Genomic DNA, 24,539 nt, shown 5'->3' on the forward strand with positions numbered 1-24,539 from the left:
AAGCCAACGATGGTGACGCGCAGGCAAGAAAGTCTCTCACCAACAAAGGATGTGACATGACAGCATGTTGGACCATAGCACCGCCGCCGGTGGGATTGCTGGAAATACCGGCCGCCGGTCTAGCTTTGCGGAAAGCGACAAATGCCAACGGCGGAGGTTGTGACCTGATCCAGCCGGCGGCACGGCCGATAGCCTTATGTCGCGGCCGGCGCCATCGAGACCGCGTACCGTCTTCGGCCCTATCGAGCGTGAATCTGTCTACGCGCACATTGGCGCATCTGGCTTGGATAGCAGCTTCCATCTCCGCAAGCATCGGCGTGCGCTTGAGAAAGAACTGCCTGTCCGGACTCTTGATTCGAACCGTAGGCGATTCTCCCTCGGACCGCGACAAAGTAGCGCGACGCGTCACCGTCTCATCGGACGCCGCTCCATCCCCGGCCCATCAAGGGCCGGGTACTTTGGTTCGACATTGTGGAGCACGCAAATCACCACTAGCGAATTAACCTCGTCGACAACAGACTAAGCTCGGGATCAATGGTTTTGCGGATCGGATGCAGCGCGCAGCTCGCGGGCGGCAGCGACCATGTTGACCAACGCGGGCCGCACTTGCTCCCATTTGCGCGTTTTTAGGCCGCAGTCCGGATTGACCCAGAGCTGCGATTTCTGCAAACGCGCCTGAGCCAACACCATCAGTTCCTTCATTTCGCTCGTCCCGGGAACGCGTGGAGAGTGGATGTCGTACACACCCGGTCCAATTTGATTTGGATACCTGTACTCTGTGAATACGTTCAGTAGCTCCATTTTAGAGCGCGACGTCTCAATCGATATTACATCCGCATCCATTGCGGCGATTGCGCCGATGATGTCGTTAAACTCCGAGTAGCACATATGTGTATGGATTTGCGTTTGATCGCTAACGCCGGACGAGCAGATGCGGAAACAATCTCCCGTCCAATCGAGATATTCGTTCCACTCCGATCGGCGCAATGGCAATCCTTCGCGGAGTGCGGGTTCGTCGATCTGGATCATGGCTGCACCGGCATCCTCGAGATCGCGGACTTCGTCTCGGATTGCGAGCCCAAGCTGACGGCAGACCTCACTTCTAGGAAGATCATCGCGAACAAACGACCAATTCAGGATTGTCACCGGTCCGGTCAACATCGCCTTCATTGGCTTGCTCGTTAGTGACTGCGCGTAGCGCCACCATTCTACGGTGATCGGCTTCGGCCGCACTACATCGCCAAACAGGATCGGGGGACGAACGCAGCGCGAGCCATAGGACTGCACCCATCCATTGCTGGTCGATGCGAAGCCTGCGAGTTTTTCGCTAAAGTACTGCACCATGTCATTGCGCTCAAATTCGCCGTGCACAAGGACATCAAGCCCAATGTCTTCCTGCCAACGTACAGCGCGGGCTATCTCCTCCTTAAGAAACCTGTCATATTGTTCGTCGCTCATCGTGCCTTTCGCATGCGCCGCACGAGCACCTCGGACCTCAGCCGTCTGTGGAAATGATCCGATCGTCGTCGTAGGGAACGCTGGTAGTCCGAAGCGCACCCTTTGAATCTCGGAACGACGGGCAAATGGGCTCGTTCGCCGGCGCATCTTCTGGTCGATCGCCCTCATCCGGGCAGCAACATTCGCATCATGGATCTTCGGCGAACTCCGGCGGGCAGTCACAGCGCATTCCGACTCGGCAAGAGCTTGCCCGACATTCCGGTCGCCAGCGAGTGCCCGCGCCAGGATCGCAAGCTCACGCATCTTCTGAACCGAGAAGGCGAGCCAGCTCTTGACGTCGGAAGTGAGCCCGGTCTCTAGTTCAGCATCGACTGGTACGTGAAGCAACGAGCAGGATGGAGCTAGCTGTACACGGTGTTTACCGAGCTTCGCGATCGCGGGCTCTAGCCTCTGGCGTAGCGACGACAAGTTCGACCTCCATACATTCCTGCCGTCGATGACACCGAGCGACAAGACGAGATCAGCTCGCCCGTCAGCAATGATCTGCTCCAATAACTCCGGCGATCGAACCAGATCGACGTGCAGGCCGGACACTGGCAGGCTCAAGGCAGTATCCAGATTGTCGCCTAGTGCGCCGAAATAGCTGGCAACCAAGATTTTGATAGCCGGTCCCTCCTTTGCCAACCGGTTATAGGCATGTAGCAAGGATTTTCGCGCCGCCTCGTCCAGATCAAGGACCAGGCTGGGCTCGTCAAACTGAACCCATCTTGCCCCTCGTTTGGCCAATTCATGAAGAACCTCGATATAGACCGGAATCAGATCATCCAACAGGGAGAGGGGCTGGAACGAGTTATCGGCACTCTTGCCGAGCTTTAGGAATGTGACCGGTCCGATAAGAACGGGGCGGGTTTGAAAGCCCAGACCCTTTGCTTCCTCATATTCTTCAATGGGTTTGCGAGAGCACAGCCTGAACGCCTGTCCCTTGTGAAACTCTGGAACCATGTAGTGGTAATTGGTGTCGAACCACTTGGTCATCTCCTGCGCTGGCGCGCCAGATCCTCGTAGGCCGTGACCGACACTCGGGTCGAGGTCGTCGCATTGCGATCCGCGGGCCATGGCGAAGTACGTCGCAAGGGAAACGGATTCTCCCTTCGAATCGTAGATCTCCGGGATCGCGCCAACCATGACACTTGTATCGAGCACTTGATCATACAGCGAGAAGTCATTCGACGGAATGATAGTGACGCCGATAGAGCTCTGACGAGCCCAGTTCGCTGCGCGCAGGCCGGATGCGTCCTCTTGCAACTGCTGTTCGCTTATCCTACCGGCCCAATACCTTTCGAGAGCGAATTTCAGTTCACGGCGTGGACCGATGCGTGGCGTTCCGAGCGTAGCAACGGGAAGAGAGAGAAGAGACATAGCTTAACCCCTGTTGGGGACAAGGCCATGGCGGACGCAGGCAGTCGAAGTCGCGCATGCGACAGCTGCTTGGCGCACCACCGAGACACCCCGCCCGTGGACCAATATTTTGCCGGGGCAGGTCTCCTGGCTTGCAGGTCGTCGCTGCTGTCCGGCCTTCCCGAAGCCGTGGAGGCTTCAGTGACATCGTTGGACAGTGGCTCGCCGCTCACAGTTGCGGGGGCAGCGCCGGCATTGCACCGGCTTCCCTCTTAGCTCCGGATCGAACACGCCCCGGAGAACCTCGACGACCTGGATTATCGGTAGGAGACCTTTCCCGTCAACCTCTCAGATTGTGTACCAAGCTAGTCTGCGACATCTGGTAAGCGAATGACCGTTGACCGGCGAATGACTGTGCGTCTCAACGATTAACCGCCACCCGGAAACATTGGCTGGTCAGAGATCGCGTGTCAGAAAGTCTCGAGTGAGCATCGGTAGCTGCCATGGGATGCCTCTGCACGCTATGGCGATGGCAGGGACAAAGGCAGCGTTCGCGGCGAGGACTACCGCCATTTCGAGCAGATGCAGCGTTCGACGCGGCTTCGTTTCAGCGTTCGCCCAGCAGCTGCACCGGGCAGCGGCTTCTTTGCTAAAGGATCCGCATCGATAGCGGAGGTTTTTTCGGCGCACTCGGGCACCACACGCGGCGCGCCGATTGATCGCCTGCCAGCCAGACTTCAACGTCGGCGGCTAACTCGGCTTCGTGTCGCTGGCCGGCATGTAGGTCAACGAAGAAGGCGATCGTGAAGCACACCGTTCAATGGTGGCAGCGGCACTCCAAGCCGGGATCAGATTTCCATCCGAGGCGCTCGCTTCTTCTACTGCGGGACAAGGGGGTCCAAGCTGCGGCCGATGCGCCGAATGGAAGCATCGAAACATGCGCACGTCGGAAAGGCGACAAGAACACACAAAATCGATGCGTATTTTCGCCCATTGCCTGGCACGAAGAATGCAATCCGTCGGCATGCCCAGACTGCTGCTGCTGGGCATGCCAGCTCAGCCAATTGGAATGCTGTCGCTGACAGGGAAGTTAGCGCCGCGTGACATAGGCAACGGCGTCGAACAGCCTTATCGCGTCGTCGCTAACTTCTTGCCTCTCGCTCAGAGCAAGTTCAAGTCACCTGCTGCCTAAGTCTCTGGATGGGAGACGCCGAGGTTATGAAGAGACTGTTTGCAAGACCCCTGCTATATCTGTGGCTAGGTGCATCTCTAATCTGCCTCGCCTGGCCGGCCGCCACGAGCAGCCGTATCCGGTCGGTCGACAGCCCCCTTATCGAGAGATTCAAGTCGGCTTGGCGGGCGCAAGATGGTGAAACGGTAGAACAAATCATCTCCAATGTCTCGAAGGTGGCACAGTTCGTCCCCCAAATGTGGGGCGTCGCTGAACTTGGCGGAGACGACTTTGTTTTCGTTTCGTGGACCAGGCACCAACACAACAAATCGGACGAACACTACGTTATCACCTGGAAAGTCGGGCTCGATGGTACAATTGAACTTGCGTCAACCTACGCGCAGCCGATGGAATTAGGCTGGCACGCGCTCGCACTCTCGTTGATCGCCAGTGAAGTCGCAGATGGCGAAAGGAACGCAAACCTTCGCTTTCTACACGATCTGTCGAACTTCAATTTTGTGACTACCCCCCAAGGTCGGCTCGGCGATGTTCTTCGGAAAGGCCGATGCACTATCGTTGAAGCTGTGGTAGATTACTTACCGAAGCCCAATCACAAGCCGACCCAGAAAGGTGATCTGTGGCGCGTTCTCCTATTAGTAAACTGTAATATCCAAGGACCACGTTATTTTACACACAACGGGGTCATCACTTTCGAGAAGAGCGAAGTAAAAGATTGGGGAGCCACAGTCCAGCTTTGCCAAGCATATCGCGAAATTCCCTCCTGGGTCCTGGTTTCAGCGCACCGAACCAGAGGAAGAGAAAGAGGAAGAGTAGGCGAGCCCCTCATTGAACGGTCCCGCGCCCTGCAACTGCGACAGCTCAGTCGCCTCTCCCGGAGCTTTCGGCTCGTCGTACTTTGGGCAGCATGATTTCGCGATCTTTCTGACAGGCGCAGAGCGCGAGGGCCCGTCGTAGTTTGCGAGATGCCTGCTTCCCGGCGAACCAGCTGTCATGCATTTTTCAATGCGTGCGCCGGTGGATAAGCTTCCGTCCAAGGCCGGTCCGGCGTACTCCGCGCATCGCCAATTGAGTGCCCACGCAGTAGCGTCCGCACAGCGAGGTGGAGCGACACTCAGCGGTGGCTGAGACGATACCTGGGAGAACGTCACCCGGGGTCGGCCCTGTTAGCCGTGGCCTGCGACGGCTCATCCCCGAGCCCTCGTCGAAACCGTCGTCCACGTACTGTTTTCTGATGACTTCGTCATCAACGATAGCGACGTTGCTGCTCCTCCGTACCCAACCGCTGGCGCCGGAGGTCCAGACTCGCTCACCATTTGCAAGACTAAGCGCAGCATTCCGAGGCTCGGGATTGTTCAACATCGCGAGTTCGCCGCTTAGAGGCGAGGATCTCCAGCTCAAGTCGAGAAGTATCGTACGCTTTCAGTGAGGAAGACGTCGATGCTCGTATTCGCTGCGCGCGCAGCGGATGAAATCACTTGATCCTTACGTGGCGTCAGGTCGTAGGTTCGAACTCACGACAAGCTGTCATAGAGCACACTTCTACCGCTTGTGGCGGAACGCCGGATATAACGCGATCAAACAGCCTAATCTATCGGCAGTGAGCATGGATCAGGAGCGAAAGGATATTGTCGGGATGATGCGCCGCGGAACAATGTTCGCATTACTCGCACTCATTACATCTCCGGTGTGCGCGGCGACGCTCAGCGGTGTTCCGCGCATCCTCGACGGGAACACGATTGAGATCGAGCAAACCACCATTCGGCTGTCTGGAATCGAAGCTCCTGAGACCGATCAGATTTGCCTCGACGCCCGAGGCCGAAAGTGGGCCTGTGGCGTAGCCGCTCGCGACGAGCTTATCAAGCACGCGAATGGGCGAACGTGGGATTGTCAGACTCAACGACTTGATGAGCAACGGCGCGCCCTAGGCAATTGCTTGATCGAAGGCGAGGATGTGAATGCTTGGATGGTGCGCTCAGGCTGGGCGCTATCGGCTGGTGCAGCTCAACATAGCTACGTGATCTATGAGTTGGTGGCGAGCACAAATTATGCAGGGCTCTGGTCCGGGGCGTTCATCGCGCCCTGGGACTGGCGTAACCGCAACAGGGCCACAATTATCGTGGGTGGAAACTCGGTTCCGGTAGACGCTCAGGAACTTTTGCTAGGATCCATCCTGCTGTCTGAACCGCCGTCCCCCGAGTGCCTGATAAAGGGAACCCATCGCAGCGGCGAGCGCATTTATCTCATGCCGCTGCAACCTGGATATGAACAAATCGACATGACGAACAAGCGAGGCGAACGCTGGCTCTGTAGCGAAGCGGAAGCCCGAGCCACCGGCTGGCATAAGGCCGCGCGATGAGGCGACACATGCACGAAGACCATTCTCTAAACATGGACTCCCTAACCAAGTTCGCGCGTTCGCGCCGGGCGCTGTTGTTGTTCGGTGTTTCGACAGTATTTCTCGGACTCGGCAGCAACATTGTCGATGTGGAGGACGCAAGGGGACAGCCAAAGCCAGACAACGTGCTCGCGCCGGATGCTGCTCTGCAGCGGCTGCTGAAGGGAAACGATCGGTATGTGCAGGGCGAACCACGAGCCGATGATTTCAGGCGCGAGCGCCCGGTCTTGGTCGAAGGCCAAAATCCCTATGCGGCGGTTCTAACCTGCGCCGACTCCCGCGTCCCGCCCGAACTTGTCTTCGACAGCGGACTTGGTGATCTGTTTGTCTGCCGCGTTGCCGGCAACTTCGCTAACGATGATACGATCGCCAGTATGGAATATGCGGTCTCAGTGCTCAACACGCCACTGATTCTCGTACTTGGCCACGATCATTGCGGTGCGATAGACGCGACAATCAAGTCGCTGCATCAGAATAGGCCGCCGCCGGGGCACATCTCATCCCTGGTCAAAGCACTTGCTCCTTCAGTCAAGGCATCTCTAGAGCAAGACGGCGACATATTCGCCAAAGCAATTGGACAGAATGTGATCGACAACGTCAACAAACTCAGAGCGACGGGCCCGATTCTGAACGATGCGGTCGAGCAGAACCGGCTGAAGGTCGTGGGGGGCCTCTATCGGTTCGAAACCGGAAAAGTGGATATTGTGAGCTAGGGCTAGCATCTTCACACCCGCGGCAAATCATCCGCAGTCCGGTTTTGCATTTCGGGAAGGCGCTGTTTGATGGTCCATTGTCTTGAACAAATGCGTCGGATGCTGTCCAATTCACAATTGTCATCGCCTCGGAAAAGCCCCGCGGTATGCGTGGCCTCTTAGCTATCCTCCCGTTGTACGTACTCATGTCGGCAGCGGGTGGCCAGCATCAACACACGCACATAGCGCGCGCGGCAGCATTACTCTTGGTTGCCCGATTGAAAGCGATAAGCTTCGGAGCAGTCGCGAGCTCTGGACTTCCGAGCCGACACGATTTCTATTGCGACTTGCCGCACAAACGTCTCTATTGGGTCAGCGGCTCACATACTTTATCAACAGGCTCAATCAGGGACTGAAGACCGCCTACAGCGAGCAGCATGACTGCTCGTTTGAGGTAGTAGCCACGGATGCTCAGCATCAGGCAGCGACAGGCCGCAATGGGCCACGCAAGTCATAAATTTAGCTACCATAGAACGCAGAAAGGCGAAGCGGACCTCCAACAGCCTAAACCTGTTCGAAGCGCTTCGTCTTCGCTCGCATGGGCGGGCAGTTTTGGAGCCAGCTCGAACTACCGAGGCTGCCCTCGTACACTTGTTTAACACCTGCCGTGCGAAGGTCCGCCTCTACCTCACTTACTGGCAGTTGCTCGAAAGCAAATGAGGCTGTCGGTAGCGCCGGGAGATCGGAGCACGCCTTCGCGTTTATCATGAACGTTGAATCCAGCCGGTCAGCGGTCGAGATCCGCCAAGGTCGTCTTTTCTTGCGGATTGTTGACTGAATGACATTTTCGTCTGAAAGCAAACACGAACCACGCGCATTGCGCCGGCACGGCGCAGTGATCTCGCATGACTAAGACGAGGGCGGCAGACATGCTTAATGGCACGTCGATTGGTGGGAAAATGGAAAAGAAGCCGTAGGCTCGGACGCCGTCCCGAACGCAAATCAGAAGTTCCGCACCTGGTACGGCTCGGCATGTCCCGAATGTGACGACGCGTCCATTGGAGCAGACATGACACCGCATGCCCCCATTGAATGGCGCAGGCCCCAGGACGGCAAGGACGGCTCTTGTCACCGCCGCTTATCGATTGCTCGGCAACCCAGCGTCAAGGCCAGCTGCAACAGCTACATCCTTGTGAAACTCCCCGGTCCCTTAGGTTGGGAAGCCACCGGGTGCAATCCCCTGCATTCCAGATCAACTGCGACAGCTTCGGATTACCGTGTAGCCGCTATCATCCACCTGGCCTCGCCACACGCACAAGCCACATGAGTAACGCGCAATGGTGATCCGCTCAAGACACGGAGGACAATTTATGAACGCTCCAACAGAAACGATGCCTGCCGAAACCCATGCCACCGCTTCGACCTGGGCTGATCTGTCCTCCCTACTCGTTGAGATCCGTGAGCGTCGCAACGAGTTTGGCCGCGCTCAGAAGATATTCCAAAAGAGAGCATCGACGGCTTCAGACGTATCGGCGTCTACCGGGCCATGGTCGCCAAGCGTTTCGGCGGCGAGGAGCGGACGCCCGCGGACTTTAGCCGCCTGATCGAGCGGATCTCCGAAGTCGACGGATCTGCGGGCTGGGTCGCCAGCTTTGGGGATGGAGCTCGCTACCTCGCTGCTCTTCCGGACGACACGCTTCGAAATGTGTACGCCAATGGACCCGACGTCGCATTGGCGGGTGCGCTTTTCCCGCTCCAGCAAGCCAAGCGATGCACCGGTGGATTTGTCGTGAACGGCGTGTGGCCATTCGCGAGCGGCTCGCCGGGAGCGGATCTGATAGGACTTGGTATCACTGTAGATGACGATCCGACTGGTGACCTCCCGCGCGTAGCCGTGATGCCGGCCGAGAAGGTAACAATCCGGCCCAATTGGGATGTCATCGGGTTGCAAGGCACGGGAAGCCACGACATTGTTGTCAGCAATGTCATAGTGCCAGAGGAATGGACGTTGATCCGCGGCGGTCCACCGACACTTGATGGCCCGATTTATCGCTATCCCTCTGTGGCTTTCGCTGCCCAGGCGCACGCGATTGTGGGAATCGGCATTGCGCGCTCTGCCTTGGACGAGGTGACCACCATGGCAGGAAGCCGCGTCTCGATCACTGGAGCGCCCGTGATGGCTGAGCGTGGCTACGTCCAGCTTGAAATCGCCAAAGCCGAAGCGATGCTACGCTCCGCTCGTTCGTTTTTTTTACAAGGCCACGGAGGAGCTGTGGAAGCAAGCGCTTACGGGTGAGGTAACTCTGGGCGCCACAATGCTAATGCGGCTCGCCGCGACGAACGCTGCGCGGCAGGGGGCTGAGGTCTGCAGGCTTGCAAGCGGTCTTGCTGGAACTGAGGCGCTCTATACCGCAGGAACTCTCGCGCGCGCCATGTGCGACAGCTTCGTCGTTGCCCAGCACGCAGCGTTGAATGAAGGAACGCTCCAGAGCGCTGGCCGCGCCCTGCTCGGAAGTGAAATACAACCGGGCTACCCATGAAGCGCGTCACGTAAGGCAAGCCACACAACACGAGAGCAGATCTGAGCAGCTGCTACGCACGCACATTCTTGAGCAGTACATCACCTTCCACAGCGCGAGGGTAGTGAGCCGCCACTTCAAATGATGGCAACAAGTTGAGAATGGCTTGCAGGGTCAACTGCCCTTCGTAGAGCTCGCGGTCACTATATTCGGTGTAAATGAAGCGCGTCTTGCTCAAGGTCCGCATGCCGCCTGCGATAACGTCGGCCTCGGCTCCTTGAACGTCCATCCAGATGAAGTCAACTTCGTCCAGCTTTGCTTCGCTGCACCAGTCATCCAGCCGACGCGTTTCAACCGATACAGGATGATCAAAGCGCACCCATTCATACTCAGTAAGATGGTTCTTTGGACGGCGTATTGAGCCGGATAGGTCCCAATCCCTCGCATCCCCATCGGCATTGCTTGGGTGGAAGTCGATTGTCCCGTTTCGATCACTAATCGCTATTTCAAACAGCTTCACCCTACCAAGGGAGGATCCCAGCTTCGTCTTGAAGCGAGCGATCGCTCGGGGATCCGGCTCAAAGCAGTAGAGCTCGGGTTGCGGACACAACTCGAGAAACTTTTGCGTGTCAGTCCCATCGTTGCAGCCGATATCCAGAATGATGGGATTCGGCTTTTCCAGAAGGGAGACGATGTGCTGATGTACTTCTACGGACGACACAGCTGCTTTTCCATGGTGCGCGGAGATCAGGCGAAGTTCGACTTTGAAGCTTGCCATCACACGCCAAAAGCCGCTGCACAACGTATATCAAGGTATAAGCTTCATATGTCCGCCGATCTCCCTGCTGCACGGCAGCTGTTTGCGTGCCATCGACATCATATCGGAAGCATATCGTGCGCCTAGCGAAGCCGCTCTCGAAGCCATCCCGTAAAACGCGGCCCAGCGGGGCATATCGTCGCCTTAGCTTTTTGCAATTGTCCGGCGGCCTTTGCTCGCACTGATTTGCCAGGAACGCACCCTGTTAAAACCGAGGCACGCGTTGCGGTACGCAAGCGATCCTACAAGTTTCCTCACGAGCGGTCGATCACGAATGCGCAGGAATCAACTGAACAGGCTCGCGACACGGCTACATCGCCACACGCACTTAGTTGATTGCAACGTGCTCATCAGCCAGCCACTCTCTACAGGAACTCGCGTCCTATTGTTCGAGATCGTTACATGCTTATTTCGCAATCGATGAACCGCGCAGATTCGGCGAGCCCCCTCTTTGATAAGGCTTCTGTACCGCAGGCTTCGCGGGGCCACCGCGGCTAAATGGGGTCGCCAGATAGCCGAGTTCACCCCTGAAACGGGCATCGAAACCCGCGGCGTTTTGATCGGTCAATGCGCGTCCGGGGAATGTTGAAGTGGCCGTGTCAAACGCCTTCCGGAACTGCCCCCTTTGCGTCACGAAGAACTGCCCCCACCATCGGATTATGATCTCGGTTGAAGGTTGTTTCCGCCGGTGACGGGCCGGAGGGAGGCGGAGCCGACCGGAGGGCCGTCACCGGCGGTCGGCGTCTTGATGAGGCCGCTTTTGCGCTTGGCGCGAAGTCGGTAGCTGTCGCCGCGGATCGTCAGCACGTGGCTGTGATGCAGGAGCCGGTCAAGGATCGCGGTGGCGACCACGGGATCGGCGAACACCGTACCCCATTCGGCAACGCTGCGGTTCGACGTGATCAGCATCGCGCCAGTTTCGTATCGCCGGCTGACCAGTTGGAAGAACAGATGGGCCGCGTCAGGTTCAAGAGGCAAGTAGCCGAGTTCGTCGACGATGAGCAGCTTTGGCTTCGACAGCGCGAGAAGTTTCTCGTCCAGGCGTCGCTCGCCGTGCGCCTTGGCAAGGCCAGCGACCAGCGTCGTCGCCGTGGTGAACTGCACCGTGTATCCGGCCAGGATCGCCTCTCGCCCGAGCGCGATCGACAAGTGCGTCTTACCTACGCCTGGCGAACCAGCGTCATAATGCCGGGTGTCTAGGATCCGAGATTGAGATCCTCTACCCGTTTCATCCGCGATGCGGAGCGTCAGTCGTTGTTGTCGCCTGCAAGCGGCTTGGCGATGAGACGCATCTTGTTATCAGACAGCCTGATGCCACGTTAACGCTTCTGCCGGCATGGATGGCGGCTCCCGCCGCCGCTTCCTTCCGACTGATAGCTGATCCGCGGCTTCCGGTGGATCGTCTGCTGGAGGTGCGCGTTCTCGTCGATGCGGTCTTAGCCTCCTCTTCCAGGGAATCATCCCATTCGCGAGGAGGCGGACATGGCGGACGCATCACGTCGTCAGGGGGATCTTTTCGAGAGCCCTCCAACATACAGCAGCATTCCGATCGAAGCCCACCAGCAGATGCTGGAGCTCTTAAAGGAGCTTCTGGCCGAAGCGTTCACCGACAGCGCGGCCGAGACATGCAACGTGAGCGGGGAGGACAGCGGTGAGCAAGATCACGCCTGAGCACCTTGCTCGCCAGGCCGTCATCTACATTCGTCAGTCGACGGCCGACCAGGTTATCAACAACAAAGAGAGCCAGCGCCGCCAGTACGGCTTGGCCGACCGTGCGCGCCAGCTGGGCTGGAGCGAGGTGATCGTGATCGATGATGATCTCGGTCGCTCTGGTAGCGGCACCGCGCGTCCTGGGTTCGAGAAGCTGCTCGCTGCGATTTGCGAAGGGCGAGTTGGCGCTGTGGTCTCGATTGAGGCCTCTCGGCTGGCCCGCAACGGCAGGGATTGGCATACGCTCCTGGAGTTCTGCGGGCTCGTTGGAACGCTGATCGTCGATGAGGATGGCGTCTACGATCCGCGCCATCCCAATGATCGCCTTCTGCTCGGCATGAAGGGCACAATGAGCGAGATGGAGCTGTCGATCTTTCGGCAGCGCTCGCTTGAGGCCTTGAAGCAAAAGGCGCGCAGGGGTGAGCTCTTCCTCAACGTTGCCATCGGCTATATCAAAGTCTCCCACGATCAGATCGAGAAGGATCCTGATCGACGCATTCAGGAGGCGCTCGCACTCGTGTTCGCCAAGTTCGCCGAGATGCAGACGCTGCGCCAGGTTCACCTATGGTTACGGCAAGAGCGAATCGCCTTGCCTGCAGTCAGCAGTGGCCCCGAGGGACGTCACGTCGAGTGGAAGTTACCCGTCTACAACACGATCCGCCACATCCTTACCAATCCGATCTATGCTGGCGCCTACACCTTCGGGCGTTCTGGCAGTCGGGTGACGATCGAGGCCGGCCGCAAGAGAATCGTGCGGGGTTTCCGCCGGGAGCGCAGCAACTGGGAGGTTTTGATCAAGGACCACCATGAGGGCTACATTACATGGGCGGAGTTCGAGAGGAATCAGCGCTTGATCACCGATAACGCCAATGGGAAGAGCTTCATGAGTCGTGGCTCGGTCCGCTGCGGTGAGGCCCTTCTTGCAGGGCTCCTTCGTTGCGGTCACTGCGGTCGTAAACTTCACGTTGCCTACAGCGGCACGCACAGTAACGTCGGGCGCTATCATTGCCGCGGTAGCCAGATCAATCATGGCGGAGAGCCATGCATCTCATTCGGCGACCTGCGTGTGGATGCCGCAATCAGCGTCGAAGTCATCGCGCGCCTGCAACCGCTCGGAGTCCAGGCTGCGTTGTCTGCCATGGAGGACCGCGGCCGGGAGCACGCCGAGAAGCTGCATCAACTTGAACTTTCTCTTGAGCAAGCGCGCTATGAGGCCACTCGGGCTCGTCGGCGATATGAGGCTGTCGATCCCGACAATCGCCTGGTCGCCGGCGAGCTGGAGCGACGTTGGAATGAACGCCTGCTGGCCGTCCGCGCGCTCGAGGAAGAGCGCGGTGCACTGTTGGCCAAGCCGGAGAGTCCTCTGAGCGAGGCGGATCGCGACCGGTTGCTTGCGCTTGGCTCCGATTTGGAGCGGGCCTGGAACAGTCCTGGGGCGACGCCTGCCACGCGCAAGCGGATCATCCGAACCTTAATCCACGAAATCGTTGTACGCGTCGGCGATGCGGCAATTGAGCTTGTGATCCACTGGCAGGGCGGCGATCACACAGCGCTAGAGACCAGAAAGAACCGCACGGGCCAACACCGCTGGAGCACATCCGCAGATGTCATTGATCTCGTGCGTGTTCTGGCACGCCAGATGCCCGACGGCACGATCGCGGCGGTCCTCAACCGAGCGGGCAAGTCGACGGGGCACGGTAACAGCTGGACCCGCGCCCGCGTTCGTCACTTGCGCAACCAGCAAGCTATTGCACCCTACCGGGAAGGCGAACGCATGGAGAGAGGAGAAATCACTCTGGACGAAGCCGCCGCTGCGTTGAAGGTCAGCCCATCGACGGTTCGCCGCCTGATCGCGGAGCGAAGCTTGCCCGCGCACCAGCTGTGCAAGGGCGCACCCTGGGTGATCAAGGCGCCTGATCTGGAGCACCCCGAGGTCAGGAACGCCGCGCAGGCGCGGCGCTTCCGGCGCCCGTCGTCTGGCGATCTCCGCCAAAGAGAGCTTGAACTATAATGGCATAGCGAGGTGGGCAGTATGAATCGGACTCGGGCGGCCCGAGCAGCAGCACGTTTTCTCCGTTGGCTATCCAACGTGATGCGGCAAGATCACGGATCTGCTTTGGATCGATTGATGGCTGCGCCTCGAAGTCGAAGCCAGCAAGCTCCTTCACCGCCGGGAAGTGTGCGAGCTTCAGCGCCATCTCTATGCGGCGATGGTCCTTGCGTGCGATCTCGCGCTCGCACAGCAGGATCAGCGTCTCACGCGCCGACAGGTTCGCGCGCGCCGCCTCGTCGAGCAGGGTGTCGAGCTGATCGCGGATACCGGAGAGCTGCAGTCGCGCCAGCATGGCATCGAGCGGATCGGCCGTTGCTTCCATTATCTTCTTTGCCCGTGCCATCAGAAGCTTCCTCCGACCACGGCTTCGTATTCGGCAAGAGGGCGCAACAACGAGGGGGGTGAGGACGGCGCCAGCACCGCCGCCGCGATCTCAGCCCGGCGGACCGCGCCATTGCGACCAGCAACACCATCGAGATGAGCGGTGTCGATGATCCGCAGCCGGCGTCCATCCGATTGCTTGTGGATCGCAACTTGGTGCAATCCATGGCGGATCCGCACTTCCCCGGCCGCGATCGTTACCGCCACGGGCTCGCCAATCAGGCGCCACGGCACTGAGTAGCTGTTCGTGTCGATCTCGACGGCGCAATCGTGCCCGACGACGCGGGTCAGTTCACGCAACGATCCGAACGACGGTTGCCCGCTAAGCGGCTTCAACCGATGTGCCTCGTCACGCGCAAAGCGAGCAATCGGCGCCTCCCCGGTCGTGCCGTGGATACGCACGTTCGCCACCTCACGCTCCCATCCGGCCAGATGCGCCTCGAATGCCTCCCAGCTCGCGAAGGAATGCCCCGCGATCGCGTTCTTCTTCACGTAACCGACGCCATTCTCCGTCTTGCCCTTCGTCCGCGCCCGATACGGCGCGCAGGCGCGAGGACGGAAGCCCCAATGCTTCGCGAACGCGATGAGCTTGTCGTTAAATTGGACCGACCGGCTCACGGCGTCGTGGCGCACGACAAGCGCCCGGGGATTATCCATCAGCACTTCCTCCGGCACACCGCTGAAGGTCGTGAATGTGCTCTCGAGCCGGCGAACCAATGCTCTTGCCTCTCGGCCCGGAACGCACGCACATGCAGCCGCCGCGAATGCCCAAGCGTTGCCACGAACACGAATGCCTTGACTCTCGCCCCTCCGATCTCGACCAGACGCTCGCCGAAGTCGATCTGCAGCTGCCGGCCTGGCGGCGTCTCGAACCGCGTCGTCGCCAACGCCTCCGCCTTCAGCGCCTGACGATAGGGCTGCACGGCGCGTTGCAGCGTCCGCCGGCTGACTGCCACGCCTTGCTCGGCCAACAAGTCCTGGCGCACCACGTCGGCATTGCCGCGATGCCGAATGAGCCTCTCGCGCAGCCAACCCTCAAGGCCGTCGAGACGCTTCGGCCGCTCAGGCGACTTGAACGGCTTCACCCCGCCCGCCGCCACGTAGTCCTTCACCGTGTGATGACTGCAGCCCAGCTGCCGCGCAATCCGCTTCAGACCCCACCCGCACGCCCTCAGGCGCAACATCTCCGCCACGTCATCCGGCGTCTTCATCACCTGCCCCCGTGGATCAATCCACGACGAGCTTTCCGCGATTCGTTCCTCTTTCATTCACTCTCTCCTCGGCTATCCAAGGAGGGGGCAATTCCTCATGACGCCGAGGGGCGCATTGCCTCACTAAAAATGTTACCGGACAACTTTCCTGTCGTGTCTGGGGCGGAGCTGCCGAATCAGTTCGGTGGCGGGTATGGCAGGGAAGATCAGCATGCGCGCAAAGCGCGAGATCACATCAGCGCTGGTGGAGCGTTATCGGGCGAGCGGACGGCTCGAGAAGGCACGGATCCTGGACGAGCTGTGTGCCCTTACGGGATGGCATCGTAAGCACGCGATCCGAGCACTGTCGGTGGACGGGGCATCGGGATCGGCCGTGCCGCGGCGACGGGGCCGCAGTTACGGAGCTTCCATTCGCGTTGCACTGATTGTGCTCTGGGACGCCTCTGACCGGCTCTGCAGTAAGCGGCTCGTCGCGATGATCCCGTTTTTGCTTCCGGCACTTGAACGGCACGGCAGATTGAAGCTTTCTGCCGATGAGAGGTCGAAGGTTTTGAAGGTGAGCGCGGCGACGATCGATCGCCTGCTGAGCGACGTAAAGATCGCAGCAGCCGGAGGGCGCCGACGGCGGGCGGGCTTTTCTAGTGCCGTACGGCGGCAAGTCCCGGTGCGTACATTCAATGACTGGGGATCACCTCCGCCGGGGTACTGCGAAGCGGATCTGGTTGCGCACGGCGGCATGTCCGTATCTGGCGCGTTCATTCAGACGCTAACAATGGTGGATATCGCAACGGGGTGGACCGAATGCTTTCCGCTCGTCGTGCGTGAAGCAGCTCTTGTGATCGAAGCTCTCGAGCGGGCGCAGAACCTATTTCCCTGGCCCATTCGGGGGCTAGATTTTGATAACGACAGCGCCTTCATGAACGACACGGTCGTGTCGTGGTGCCGTTCTCACGATGTCGAAGTCACTCGTTCCAGGGCCTACAAGAAGAACGATCAGGCATTCGTTGAACAAAAGAACGGAGCTATCGTTCGCCGCCTGGTGGGCTACGGGCGGTTTGAAGGCATTGATGCCGCTCGCTCATTAGCTCGCCTGTTTGCTGCGGCACGGCTGCACATCAATTTCTTCCAGCCCTCGTTTAAGCTGAAGGAGAAGCACCGCGAAGGTGCCAAGATGATCAAGCGCTATCTTCCTCCCGCTACGCCGTACGAAAGAGCATTGGTCCACCCGAGGCTCAATGAGGCATTCAAAGGTCGGCTGCGGGAGATTTACCGGACGCTTGATCCGGTGGCATTGCTGGCACAAATGCGGGACGCTCAGAATGAGCTGGGTAAGCGCGTCGATCAACGGGCTGGAAAGCCAGCGATGACTGTCGCGCAGGGGCATAGCGACTTAGCGGCCTTTGCCCGAGAGCTCGGCGACGGTTGGAAACAGGGTGAGCAGCGGGGCATTCATCGTCGTCGCTATGTGCGGCGCAAGCCTGTGCCACGTCGGCCATCGATGCTCGACCCCTACATTCCCATCATCGAGGAATGGCTCGCCGCGGCTCCGCACTTGTCCGCGGTCGATCTTCTCTCCCGGCTGGAAGCGCATGCGCCCGGTCGGTTCAGCGGCCATCAGCGGCGCACGGTGCAGCGATTGGTCAAGAATTGGCGATCAAAGGCCGCTCGACAGCTCATCAGCAGCACAGAGATCACACTATCGGGCCAAGCTTCGTGCCTTAGTATTTAAATCCTGACAGGTTCTTTCGCCGAAGCACCGCAAGCCGCTCGCTCGCTACGGCGCTCTGTAGGGCGCGCTTCGCGAGCAGCTTGCTCCGACTCGCGGCAGCCGATCCAGAAAAACACCAGGGTGCGCTTCGGTAACATTGTCATCTGAGGCAATATGAGGGGGCAGTTTTCCATGGCGCGCGACAGGCCGGGCCAGAATACGGATTTTGGAAGAAGCGCGATGTCACTTTCGCAACGGCCGAGCGGACTGTGCCGGTCAGCGCGTTTGCTTCTCGACAAAGTCACCCGCAGCCCCGCAGTGATCCAGCAGAATTGGAAGGCTAGATCGCCACACTGATTATGGTCCGACTCTTGCTGTAGTGAGGCTGGTCACATTGTGTCCAACTTCAACTTGTTCAAACGTTCAGGAGACTTCAATGAATTTTCGACCACTTCACGATCGCGTCGTGCTTAAACGCATCGACGCCGATGAGAAAACCGCTGGCGGTATCATCATTCCGGACACAGCCAAAGAAAAGCCGTCGCAAGGCAAAGTTATTGCAGTTGGCCCAGGCGGCCGAGATGAGAGCGGCAAGCTAATTCCGATCGATATCGAAGTCGGTGACCGGGTGCTGTTTGGCAAATGGGCAGGCACTGAAGTCAAGATCGACGGCCAGGATCTACTGATCATGAAGGAGAGCGACGTGATGGGCGTCCTCACCGAAGTGTTCTCCAAGCAGAAGGCCGCCTAATTCTGGACTTGCGCAGCTCACCTCCTTCTGAGGAGGCCCCTGGGGGCGCTGAACCAATTGGAATCGAGGGAATTCTCTATGACAGCGAAAGAAATCAAGTTCGGAGTAGATGCGCGAGATCGTATGCTGCGCGGCGTCGACATTCTCGCCAATGCCGTGCAGGTCACACTTGGTCCAAAGGGGCGCAATGTCGTACTCGACAAGTCGTTCGGCGCGCCGCGTATTACCAAGGACGGCGTTGCGGTTGCAAAAGACATCGAACTCGAGGACAAGTTCGAGAACATGGGCGCGCAGATGGTGCGCGAAGTCGCTTCGAAAGCTGCGGATGCTGCCGGCGACGGCACCACTACCGCGACCGTCCTTGCCGCCGCAATCGTGCGTGAAGGCGCCAAGTCGGTTGCCGCCGGCATGAACCCGATGGACCTCAAGCGTGGTATCGATCTCGCGGTCGAGGCTGTGGTGGCGGACCTCCAGAAGAACTCCAAGAACGTGACCTCGAACGACGAGATCGCCCAGGTCGGAACGATTTCTGCCAATGGTGATGTCGAGATCGGCAAGTTTCTCGCCGACGCCGTGAAGAAGGTGGGCAACGAGGGTGTCATCACTGTCGAGGAAGCCAAGTCGCTCGAGACCGAGCTCGACGTCGTCGAGGGCATGCAGTTCGACCGCGGCTACATCTCGCCCTACTTCGTCACCAACGCCGACAAGATGCGCGTTGAGATGGACGACGCCTACATCCTCATCAACGAGAAGAAGCTCTCCTCGCTCAACGAGCTGCTGCCGCTGCTCGAGGCCGTGGTGCAGACCGGCAAGCCGCTGGTCATCGTCGCCGAGGACGTCGAAGGCGAGGCGCTCGCGACCCTGGTCGTGAACCGCCTGCGCGGCGGCCTCAAGGTCGCGGCCGTCAAGGCTCCGGGCTTCGGCGATCGCCGCAAGGCCATGCTGCAGGACATCGCGATCCTGACCGGCGGCCAGGCGATCTCGGAAGATCTCGGCATCAAGCTCGAGAACGTCACGCTCAACATGCTCGGTCGCGCCAAGAAGGTGATGATCGACAAGGAGAACACCACGATCGTCAACGGCGCCGGCAAGAAGGCCGACATCGAGGCGCGCGTGGCCCAGATCAAGGCGCAGATCGAGGAAACCACCTCGGACTACGACCGTGAGAAGCTCCAGGAGCGTCTCGCCAAGCTCGCTGGCGGCGTCGCGGTGATCCGCGTCGGCGGTGCGAGCGAGGTCGAGGTGAAGGAGCGCAAGGATCGCGTTGATGACGCGATGCATGCGACCCGCGCGGCTGTCGAGGAAGGTATCGTCCCCGGCGGCGGCGTCGCCCTGCTCCGTGCCTCCGAGCAGCTGAAGGGCCTGCAAACCCAGAACGACGACCAGAAGACCGGCGTTGAGATCGTACGCAAAGCACTGTCCTGGCCGGCACGCCAGATCGCAATTAATGCCGGCGAAGACGGATCGATCGTGGTCGGCAAGGTGCTCGATAATGAGCAGTACTCCTTCGGCTTCGATGCACAGACAGGAGAGTACAGCAATCTCCTCTCCAAAGGTATCATTGACCCCGCCAAGGTCGTGCGCATCGCAGTTCAGAACGCCTCCTCCGTGGCGGGGCTGCTGATCACGACGGAAGCGATGGTTGCCGAGTTGCCGAAGAGGGCTACGCCTGGTCCAGCAATTCCTGCTGGCCCCGGTATGGGCGGCATGGATTTTTGATCCAGGTTCTCAATTTCTCCATGACTCGCGAAACCCTGGCAAATGCCAGGGTTTTTGCATGGATTATCCTTAGGCCCTTGTCATCCGCTGCCCATCGGTTTTTCCAAGTGCTCGGCGGCAGGACCAGGCTCGGCCGTCAGCTTTCGACCGACCTACCAACCTTTTCCGTGTCACGTAGCCGAAAGCGATAAAATTCCGTCGTGACGTTTCGCACCTAAATCTTGTGGCCAACGCGGTTGTCTGAACCCTGACAATGCTCGTTCTCATAGTCACCAAAGTATCCCGGAGGAGTGATGATTGACGCTATTCATGTAGTCATCTCGGACCGGCTCCCCCTCAGCTTCCCTGCTGCGAAGGTCGGGTCACGACGCGCTTAGACTTAAACGCCCACTAAAGTTCGTGCTGCTTGCTTCGCATTCAATTTCTTGGGTTTCCATGTGATGATGGGAACGGCATGGTACTCCGCATAGGAGCTCGCCGGCTACGACGGCAGTCAGGAATTGTGGCCTCGGCCAACAAGCCTATACTTGCTTGCATCCACACTATACCAATGTGTAGCGGAGCTAGCCGCTGGGATGAATTGGCACGAAACATGATTGGGATCATCGTGGCTTTATGCCCATGTACAACCAAGTTTACGCTCAATTCGAGGCGAAGCAGGAACGCTCAGCTGAGAGTCGTGCAACCGCACTATACTCCAGTTTGGCTGCTGACCTCAGTCAGTTGAATTTCGCAGACGCGGATGACCGCCGAGCATTCCCTCCGACCCTACACAGCATTTTGGCAAGGCATGGACTGTTCGGGCTCACCGCACCAAGAGAGCTGGGTGGATTAGCTCTCCCCTTGCACGAGGCCATCGATCTCATCTCCGTCACGGCATCGTTCGATGTCTCCGCTGCATCGACCCTCGTTATCCATAATTTTCTAGCCTTGCCTTGCATCGAAGCGGCCCCGCACATCCCCGAACGAGGCGCTATCATTCGGGGAGCAACACGCGGCGATCTCTGCGCTTTCGCTTTGACGGAACCTGGAGCTGGGTCTGCCCCGAGACATATAAAGGCTTCGGCTTTCGTCCAGGACGATACAGTTCGTATCTCTGGCCGCAAAATCTGGATCGGCCTCGCTGATTGGGCTCGCTGGATCGTTTGCTTTGCGCGCGCGTCAGGACAGAACGATGCCAGAGGTCGGTTGGTTGCTGTACTCGTTGACAGGCAGGCTCCAGGCCTCAAGGTGACCCACGAGCATAGAACCCTCGGTCTACGTGGCATCATTCAGAATACACTGGAGTTCCAGGATGTTGAATTGCCGCGCTCCTACGTGCTTTCCGGCGATCAAGACGGCTGGGGAGCGGCGACATCGAGTATGAACCGCGGCCGTATCGGTGTAGCTGCTATGGGTCTTGGGGCCCTAGAGCGTGCCATCCAGATTGCGGCCTCTTATGCAACCCATCGCCGGCTTGGTAAAGTGCGCATGATCGAGAACAGTTACATCGAGCAGCTATTTGGACAGATGGTGCTGCGGCGGGAAGTGGTGAAGGCGATGCTGGCAGCATCCTGCCAGCTTCTTTCACTGCACGGCGCGCCGAACGTCCACCTTGCGTCGGCAACGAAGGTTTTGGCCTCAGAGTGGTGCGGCCTTGTCGCCGATCAATGCGTTCAACTGCTGGGCGGCCGCGGTTATGATGAGGGAACGCCTTTGGCTAAAATCTACCGGGACGCTCGCATCCTCCGCATCTTCGAAGGCCCGACTGAGGCGCTCCTATCACATCTCGGCCGCTGCCTCCTCTCCAAGGCCACGCGCCACGAAATAGCGGACCTGTTTCGGTCGGTTGGGGCGGCATCGATCCATGCTGCTGCGATCGACGAGCTCTCTGGCCTCAATGAGACTGACGGTGCCGTCCTGATTTATGCAGGTTGGCTCACCACATTGGGACTGGCAAAAGCCGTCATGTCCGCTGGCTGCTTCTCAGCCTCAGATTGTGCCGCGGCTGCATCCGACATGGTCGGTTCTGAACTAGCATCTCTCCGCACTCGCGCGCCGGCACGACAAACTGTCGAAGCCTGCAGTCGGGCCAATCGGAGACTAGCTGCTTTTCTTGACGAAGCGGCTTGCTCTATTCGCTCTCCCGTACTCACAGACGATTACCTCAAGTTGGTGCAGTATGTCTGACGACTAGCGCGTGTCGGACGTCCTTTCGTGTGGTGGTCCCCCCGCAAGGCGACACTTGACCGCGCGCTCGCATCATCGACGGGCTGGGTATATTTGCATCCTGCTGCCCCTTCTCGCTGTCACGTGGCATATACGTGGCCAGAAGCTCTCAAAGGAAACAACAGTCGTACGTTAGGCCATGTCTGCTTTCAAGACAGGTGGGCACGGACCTCCACAAGCCGCTCTGGCTTAATGCACTGCGTCAGTTCGTCAGCTTTTCGAAAGCTTGTCGGTGTAAATCAATGTTGAAGTTAGCGGCGCGTGGTAGGGACAGCGCTAGCCCCGAGTATGCGTGGGGATTTCAGCGCCGAGTCACGTTTCTGCTAACTTCACCAGTAGTGCGGGCGTGGCAGAGACAGCGTCTAATCCATCCAGCCCGACCATCGTCGAGTCCGCCCGCGCTGCTTCCAGCGTTAGACCAGGACCAAATCCACCCTGGTGGGCGACGGTCTTCCGGATCAGCTTAATAACCCGCTTACGCTCGATCGCGCGAAGAGAATTCCGGCTCCTTAACTCAGCAGATCTCGTCGCATTCTTCGGCGTTTAACTTCTAAAACGACTTTGTCGTCCAGCTCCGCGCCACCTCAATTGAGCAGTTTGGAACGCACATGATTGTCACAGGCCAGCCCGCGGATGACCTGTTCACCGAGGGCGACATCAAGAGCGGCAACGAGGGCACGGCGCGGACTACTGCGAAGCACGCAGCGATCGAGGATTGATTTTTGTTCGACGGCATGCCAACGCCATAAGCAGCAGCTATTTGGTTGGGAAATCAGCATAGCAACGGCCGACAATGACTCCAAATCGCACGAACTGCAGCTTCTGCGCCACCGTGGATGCCTAGTCGCTGACCGTATGCTGTAGCGCGATTGAGCGCAGGGTATCGGTAATCCTGCCAGAAATGTCCTTCCTGAGTGCAAGCGCATGCCATCCAGGCTTTTTGACGTAAGATGTCGGGCTCGCAAACCTGAATGATCGTCCAACCTATATCGCTGAACATTCGTCGTCCTTCGCCCTACTTGAGAGCTTCAGTCGAGAGCACGACCGAGCATCCCAAAAATAGTGACGAGTGCACCTAGTAGGCGGTGTGTCTCGCATTGACCGACTAGGCTCCGCGCGCGGTATCCTGCAAGCTCCGTTGCAACCTGCGCCCGCTCACGTTATTCTCTGTGTTACCACGGTGGATATATCATGTCCGTTCAAGCTGCTGTAACGATCGGCCAGGCTTTTGAAGAGCGCGCGCATCTGCTCTGACCGAATAGTAAATTCCCCATAGTTAGGATCAAAGAGCGTCGTCGTTCCATTGGACGTCGAGGTTGCAATTGTGTGTCCGCCACCTGCGGCGAAACGTAAGGTCACGAAGTAGACTGACGCTTCGTGGGCGAGCTCGTCGACGATCGGGGCAATCTGCGAGGATGTACCAAACCTATATCGCGTCTCTGCGGTGGAGGGTTCTAGACCTGCTTCCCGCAACATTGAACTCTTCGCCCGGAAGTCATTTGACCCTTCAGCATTCTCCCTTCGCACAAGTGTCTTTAGCTCTTCATACCGCTGCTGCCGCATCGCCGCTGAGCGATGATTTTCAGCACCCGGACGCAGAGCCCTCATGCGGGATGAGGGACTGCTTGGGAGATTGAGGAGCCACTCCGCTGCCAATCCAACGCAGATTCCGCTGACATTGGCCCCGGGCAATTCAGCAGTCCTGTATTCGAACAGAGGACGGACAGAGCCCGTTGCAGGGGATGAATCGGATCGGGAGGACAGAGAGGATAGGCTACGGGGCGAAGTGCCTGGACTCTCAGTGATTGCATCCAAGCTATGCGGCTTGCTGCAGCAGAGTCCCATTCGGTCAGACAATTCCCCAGATGACAGACTCTCCTGACGAGCCAAATCGGTGAGCGTTTGCGTGAATTCACTACCGTTGGCGGACCTACTCGGTTCCTCAGCTTGATTGAGCTGCGTATATTGGCCACTAACCCGATTGTACATGCCGGTTCGCCTGCTTCTCAGAGAGAACGCGCGCTGCTTGCAGCCCACGTACAAATGATATTGCTGCAAGCTGACGGCGAGCTGACCACCGGAGAAGCTGGCCTCTCCAACAGCGAGTCCGTGATTCAACACCTCCGACATGAGCTCGGATGCAGCCGCAGGCTTGCGGCCGACGAGTTAACAACCTTTCACAGCTACGACACCCCTAGTTGTGGAATGCGGGCGCACTTCCTGGGCAGCGGCCTTCGCCAATGACGCCTATCAATTCGCGATCTCACCACTGCCGCGTTGCGGCGCGGCCACACTCTTGCCGTAGGATCGGCCAGTTGCGCGCCGGT

Annotated in this window: 14 protein-coding genes, 3 pseudogenes and 1 riboswitch; of the genes and pseudogenes, 11 read left to right on the plus strand and 6 right to left on the minus strand. The window is 58.8% G+C overall.

The window, feature by feature from the left end:
* Window positions 1-531: 531 nt before the first annotated feature.
* Entirely contained in the window at window positions 532-2,877 is a 2,346-nt protein-coding gene (gene metE / locus ACVWZ4_RS04640; protein WP_456701746.1) for a 5-methyltetrahydropteroyltriglutamate--homocysteine S-methyltransferase, read from the minus strand.
* A gap of 99 nt (window positions 2,878-2,976) precedes the next feature.
* Window positions 2,977-3,178: riboswitch (cobalamin riboswitch) on the minus strand.
* 615 nt (window positions 3,179-3,793) lie between these two features.
* On the opposite strand from metE, the gene ACVWZ4_RS04645 reads away from it, so the two are divergent.
* The 5 genes from ACVWZ4_RS04645 to ACVWZ4_RS04665 all read left to right on the plus strand — a co-directional run bounded on the left by ACVWZ4_RS04645 (window position 3,794) and on the right by ACVWZ4_RS04665 (window position 9,675).
* Window positions 3,794-4,048: a hypothetical protein gene (locus ACVWZ4_RS04645; protein ID WP_456701745.1), complete on the plus strand. Its 255-nt coding sequence runs from the start codon at window positions 3,794-3,796 to the stop codon at window positions 4,046-4,048.
* 1,603 nt (window positions 4,049-5,651) lie between these two features.
* Window positions 5,652-6,404 carry a thermonuclease family protein gene (locus tag ACVWZ4_RS04650; protein ID WP_456701744.1) on the plus strand — a complete coding sequence of 251 codons (753 nt, stop codon included), beginning with the start codon at window positions 5,652-5,654 and terminating at the stop codon, window positions 6,402-6,404.
* 8 nt (window positions 6,405-6,412) lie between these two features.
* A complete protein-coding gene (locus ACVWZ4_RS04655; RefSeq protein WP_456701743.1) occupies window positions 6,413-7,156 on the plus strand; it encodes a carbonic anhydrase in 744 nt (247 codons plus the stop codon).
* Window positions 7,157-8,681: 1,525 nt separating this feature from the next.
* On the plus strand, window positions 8,682-9,431 hold the full coding sequence (locus ACVWZ4_RS04660) for a hypothetical protein (protein ID WP_456701742.1): 750 nt from the start codon (window positions 8,682-8,684) through the stop codon (window positions 9,429-9,431).
* Window positions 9,322-9,675 (plus strand): hypothetical protein, encoded by a 354-nt coding sequence (locus ACVWZ4_RS04665; protein WP_456790044.1) that lies wholly within the window; start codon window positions 9,322-9,324, stop codon window positions 9,673-9,675. The genes ACVWZ4_RS04660 and ACVWZ4_RS04665 overlap by 110 nt, the downstream gene beginning before the upstream one ends.
* 52 nt (window positions 9,676-9,727) lie before the next feature.
* Here ACVWZ4_RS04665 and ACVWZ4_RS04670 read toward each other — a convergent pair whose 3' ends face one another.
* Complete coding sequence (locus tag ACVWZ4_RS04670) at window positions 9,728-10,375, minus strand: FkbM family methyltransferase (protein ID WP_456705181.1); 648 nt, start codon at window positions 10,373-10,375, stop codon at window positions 9,728-9,730.
* Between the two features lie 753 nt (window positions 10,376-11,128).
* Window positions 11,129-11,647 (minus strand): annotated as a pseudogene (locus tag ACVWZ4_RS04675) (ATP-binding protein); the annotation flags it as partial.
* Window positions 11,648-11,953: 306 nt separating this feature from the next.
* Between ACVWZ4_RS04675 and ACVWZ4_RS04680 the strand changes: the two are divergent.
* Both ACVWZ4_RS04680 and ACVWZ4_RS04685 read left to right on the plus strand, forming a co-directional pair.
* A complete protein-coding gene (locus ACVWZ4_RS04680; protein ID WP_271591124.1) occupies window positions 11,954-12,142 on the plus strand; it encodes a hypothetical protein in 189 nt (62 codons plus the stop codon).
* Window positions 12,123-14,192, plus strand: coding sequence for a recombinase family protein (locus ACVWZ4_RS04685; protein WP_456701740.1), 2,070 nt, complete (start codon window positions 12,123-12,125; stop codon window positions 14,190-14,192). Before ACVWZ4_RS04680 ends, ACVWZ4_RS04685 begins: the two co-directional genes overlap by 20 nt.
* Before the next feature lie 34 nt (window positions 14,193-14,226).
* Here ACVWZ4_RS04685 and ACVWZ4_RS04690 read toward each other — a convergent pair.
* A pseudogene (locus ACVWZ4_RS04690) lies at window positions 14,227-14,556 on the minus strand (ATP-binding protein); the annotation flags it as partial.
* A 20-nt stretch (window positions 14,557-14,576) separates the two neighbouring features.
* Window positions 14,577-15,883: pseudogene (gene istA / locus ACVWZ4_RS04695) on the minus strand (IS21 family transposase).
* Between the two features lie 136 nt (window positions 15,884-16,019).
* Between istA and ACVWZ4_RS04700 the strand changes: the two are divergent.
* From ACVWZ4_RS04700 to ACVWZ4_RS04715, 4 genes are all read left to right on the plus strand, one after another.
* Complete coding sequence (locus ACVWZ4_RS04700; protein WP_456701696.1) at window positions 16,020-17,555, plus strand: DDE-type integrase/transposase/recombinase; 1,536 nt, start codon at window positions 16,020-16,022, stop codon at window positions 17,553-17,555.
* 415 nt (window positions 17,556-17,970) lie between these two features.
* The gene (locus ACVWZ4_RS04705) at window positions 17,971-18,285 is read left to right on the plus strand and encodes a co-chaperone GroES (protein ID WP_456701739.1); all 315 of its coding nucleotides are present in this window, start codon (window positions 17,971-17,973) and stop codon (window positions 18,283-18,285) included.
* Between the two features lie 78 nt (window positions 18,286-18,363).
* On the plus strand, window positions 18,364-20,004 hold the full coding sequence (gene groL, locus ACVWZ4_RS04710) for a chaperonin GroEL (RefSeq protein ID WP_456701738.1): 1,641 nt from the start codon (window positions 18,364-18,366) through the stop codon (window positions 20,002-20,004).
* Window positions 20,005-20,625: 621 nt separating this feature from the next.
* Window positions 20,626-22,173, plus strand: a complete 1,548-nt coding sequence (locus ACVWZ4_RS04715) for an acyl-CoA dehydrogenase family protein (RefSeq protein WP_456701737.1) — start codon at window positions 20,626-20,628, stop codon at window positions 22,171-22,173.
* A gap of 1,194 nt (window positions 22,174-23,367) precedes the next feature.
* Here ACVWZ4_RS04715 and ACVWZ4_RS04720 read toward each other — a convergent pair.
* Window positions 23,368-24,342: a YopT-type cysteine protease domain-containing protein gene (locus ACVWZ4_RS04720; protein ID WP_456790045.1), complete on the minus strand. Its 975-nt coding sequence runs from the start codon at window positions 24,340-24,342 to the stop codon at window positions 23,368-23,370.
* Between the last annotated feature and the right edge of the window lie 197 nt (window positions 24,343-24,539).

Source organism: Bradyrhizobium sp. USDA 4472 (genome assembly GCF_054058595.1).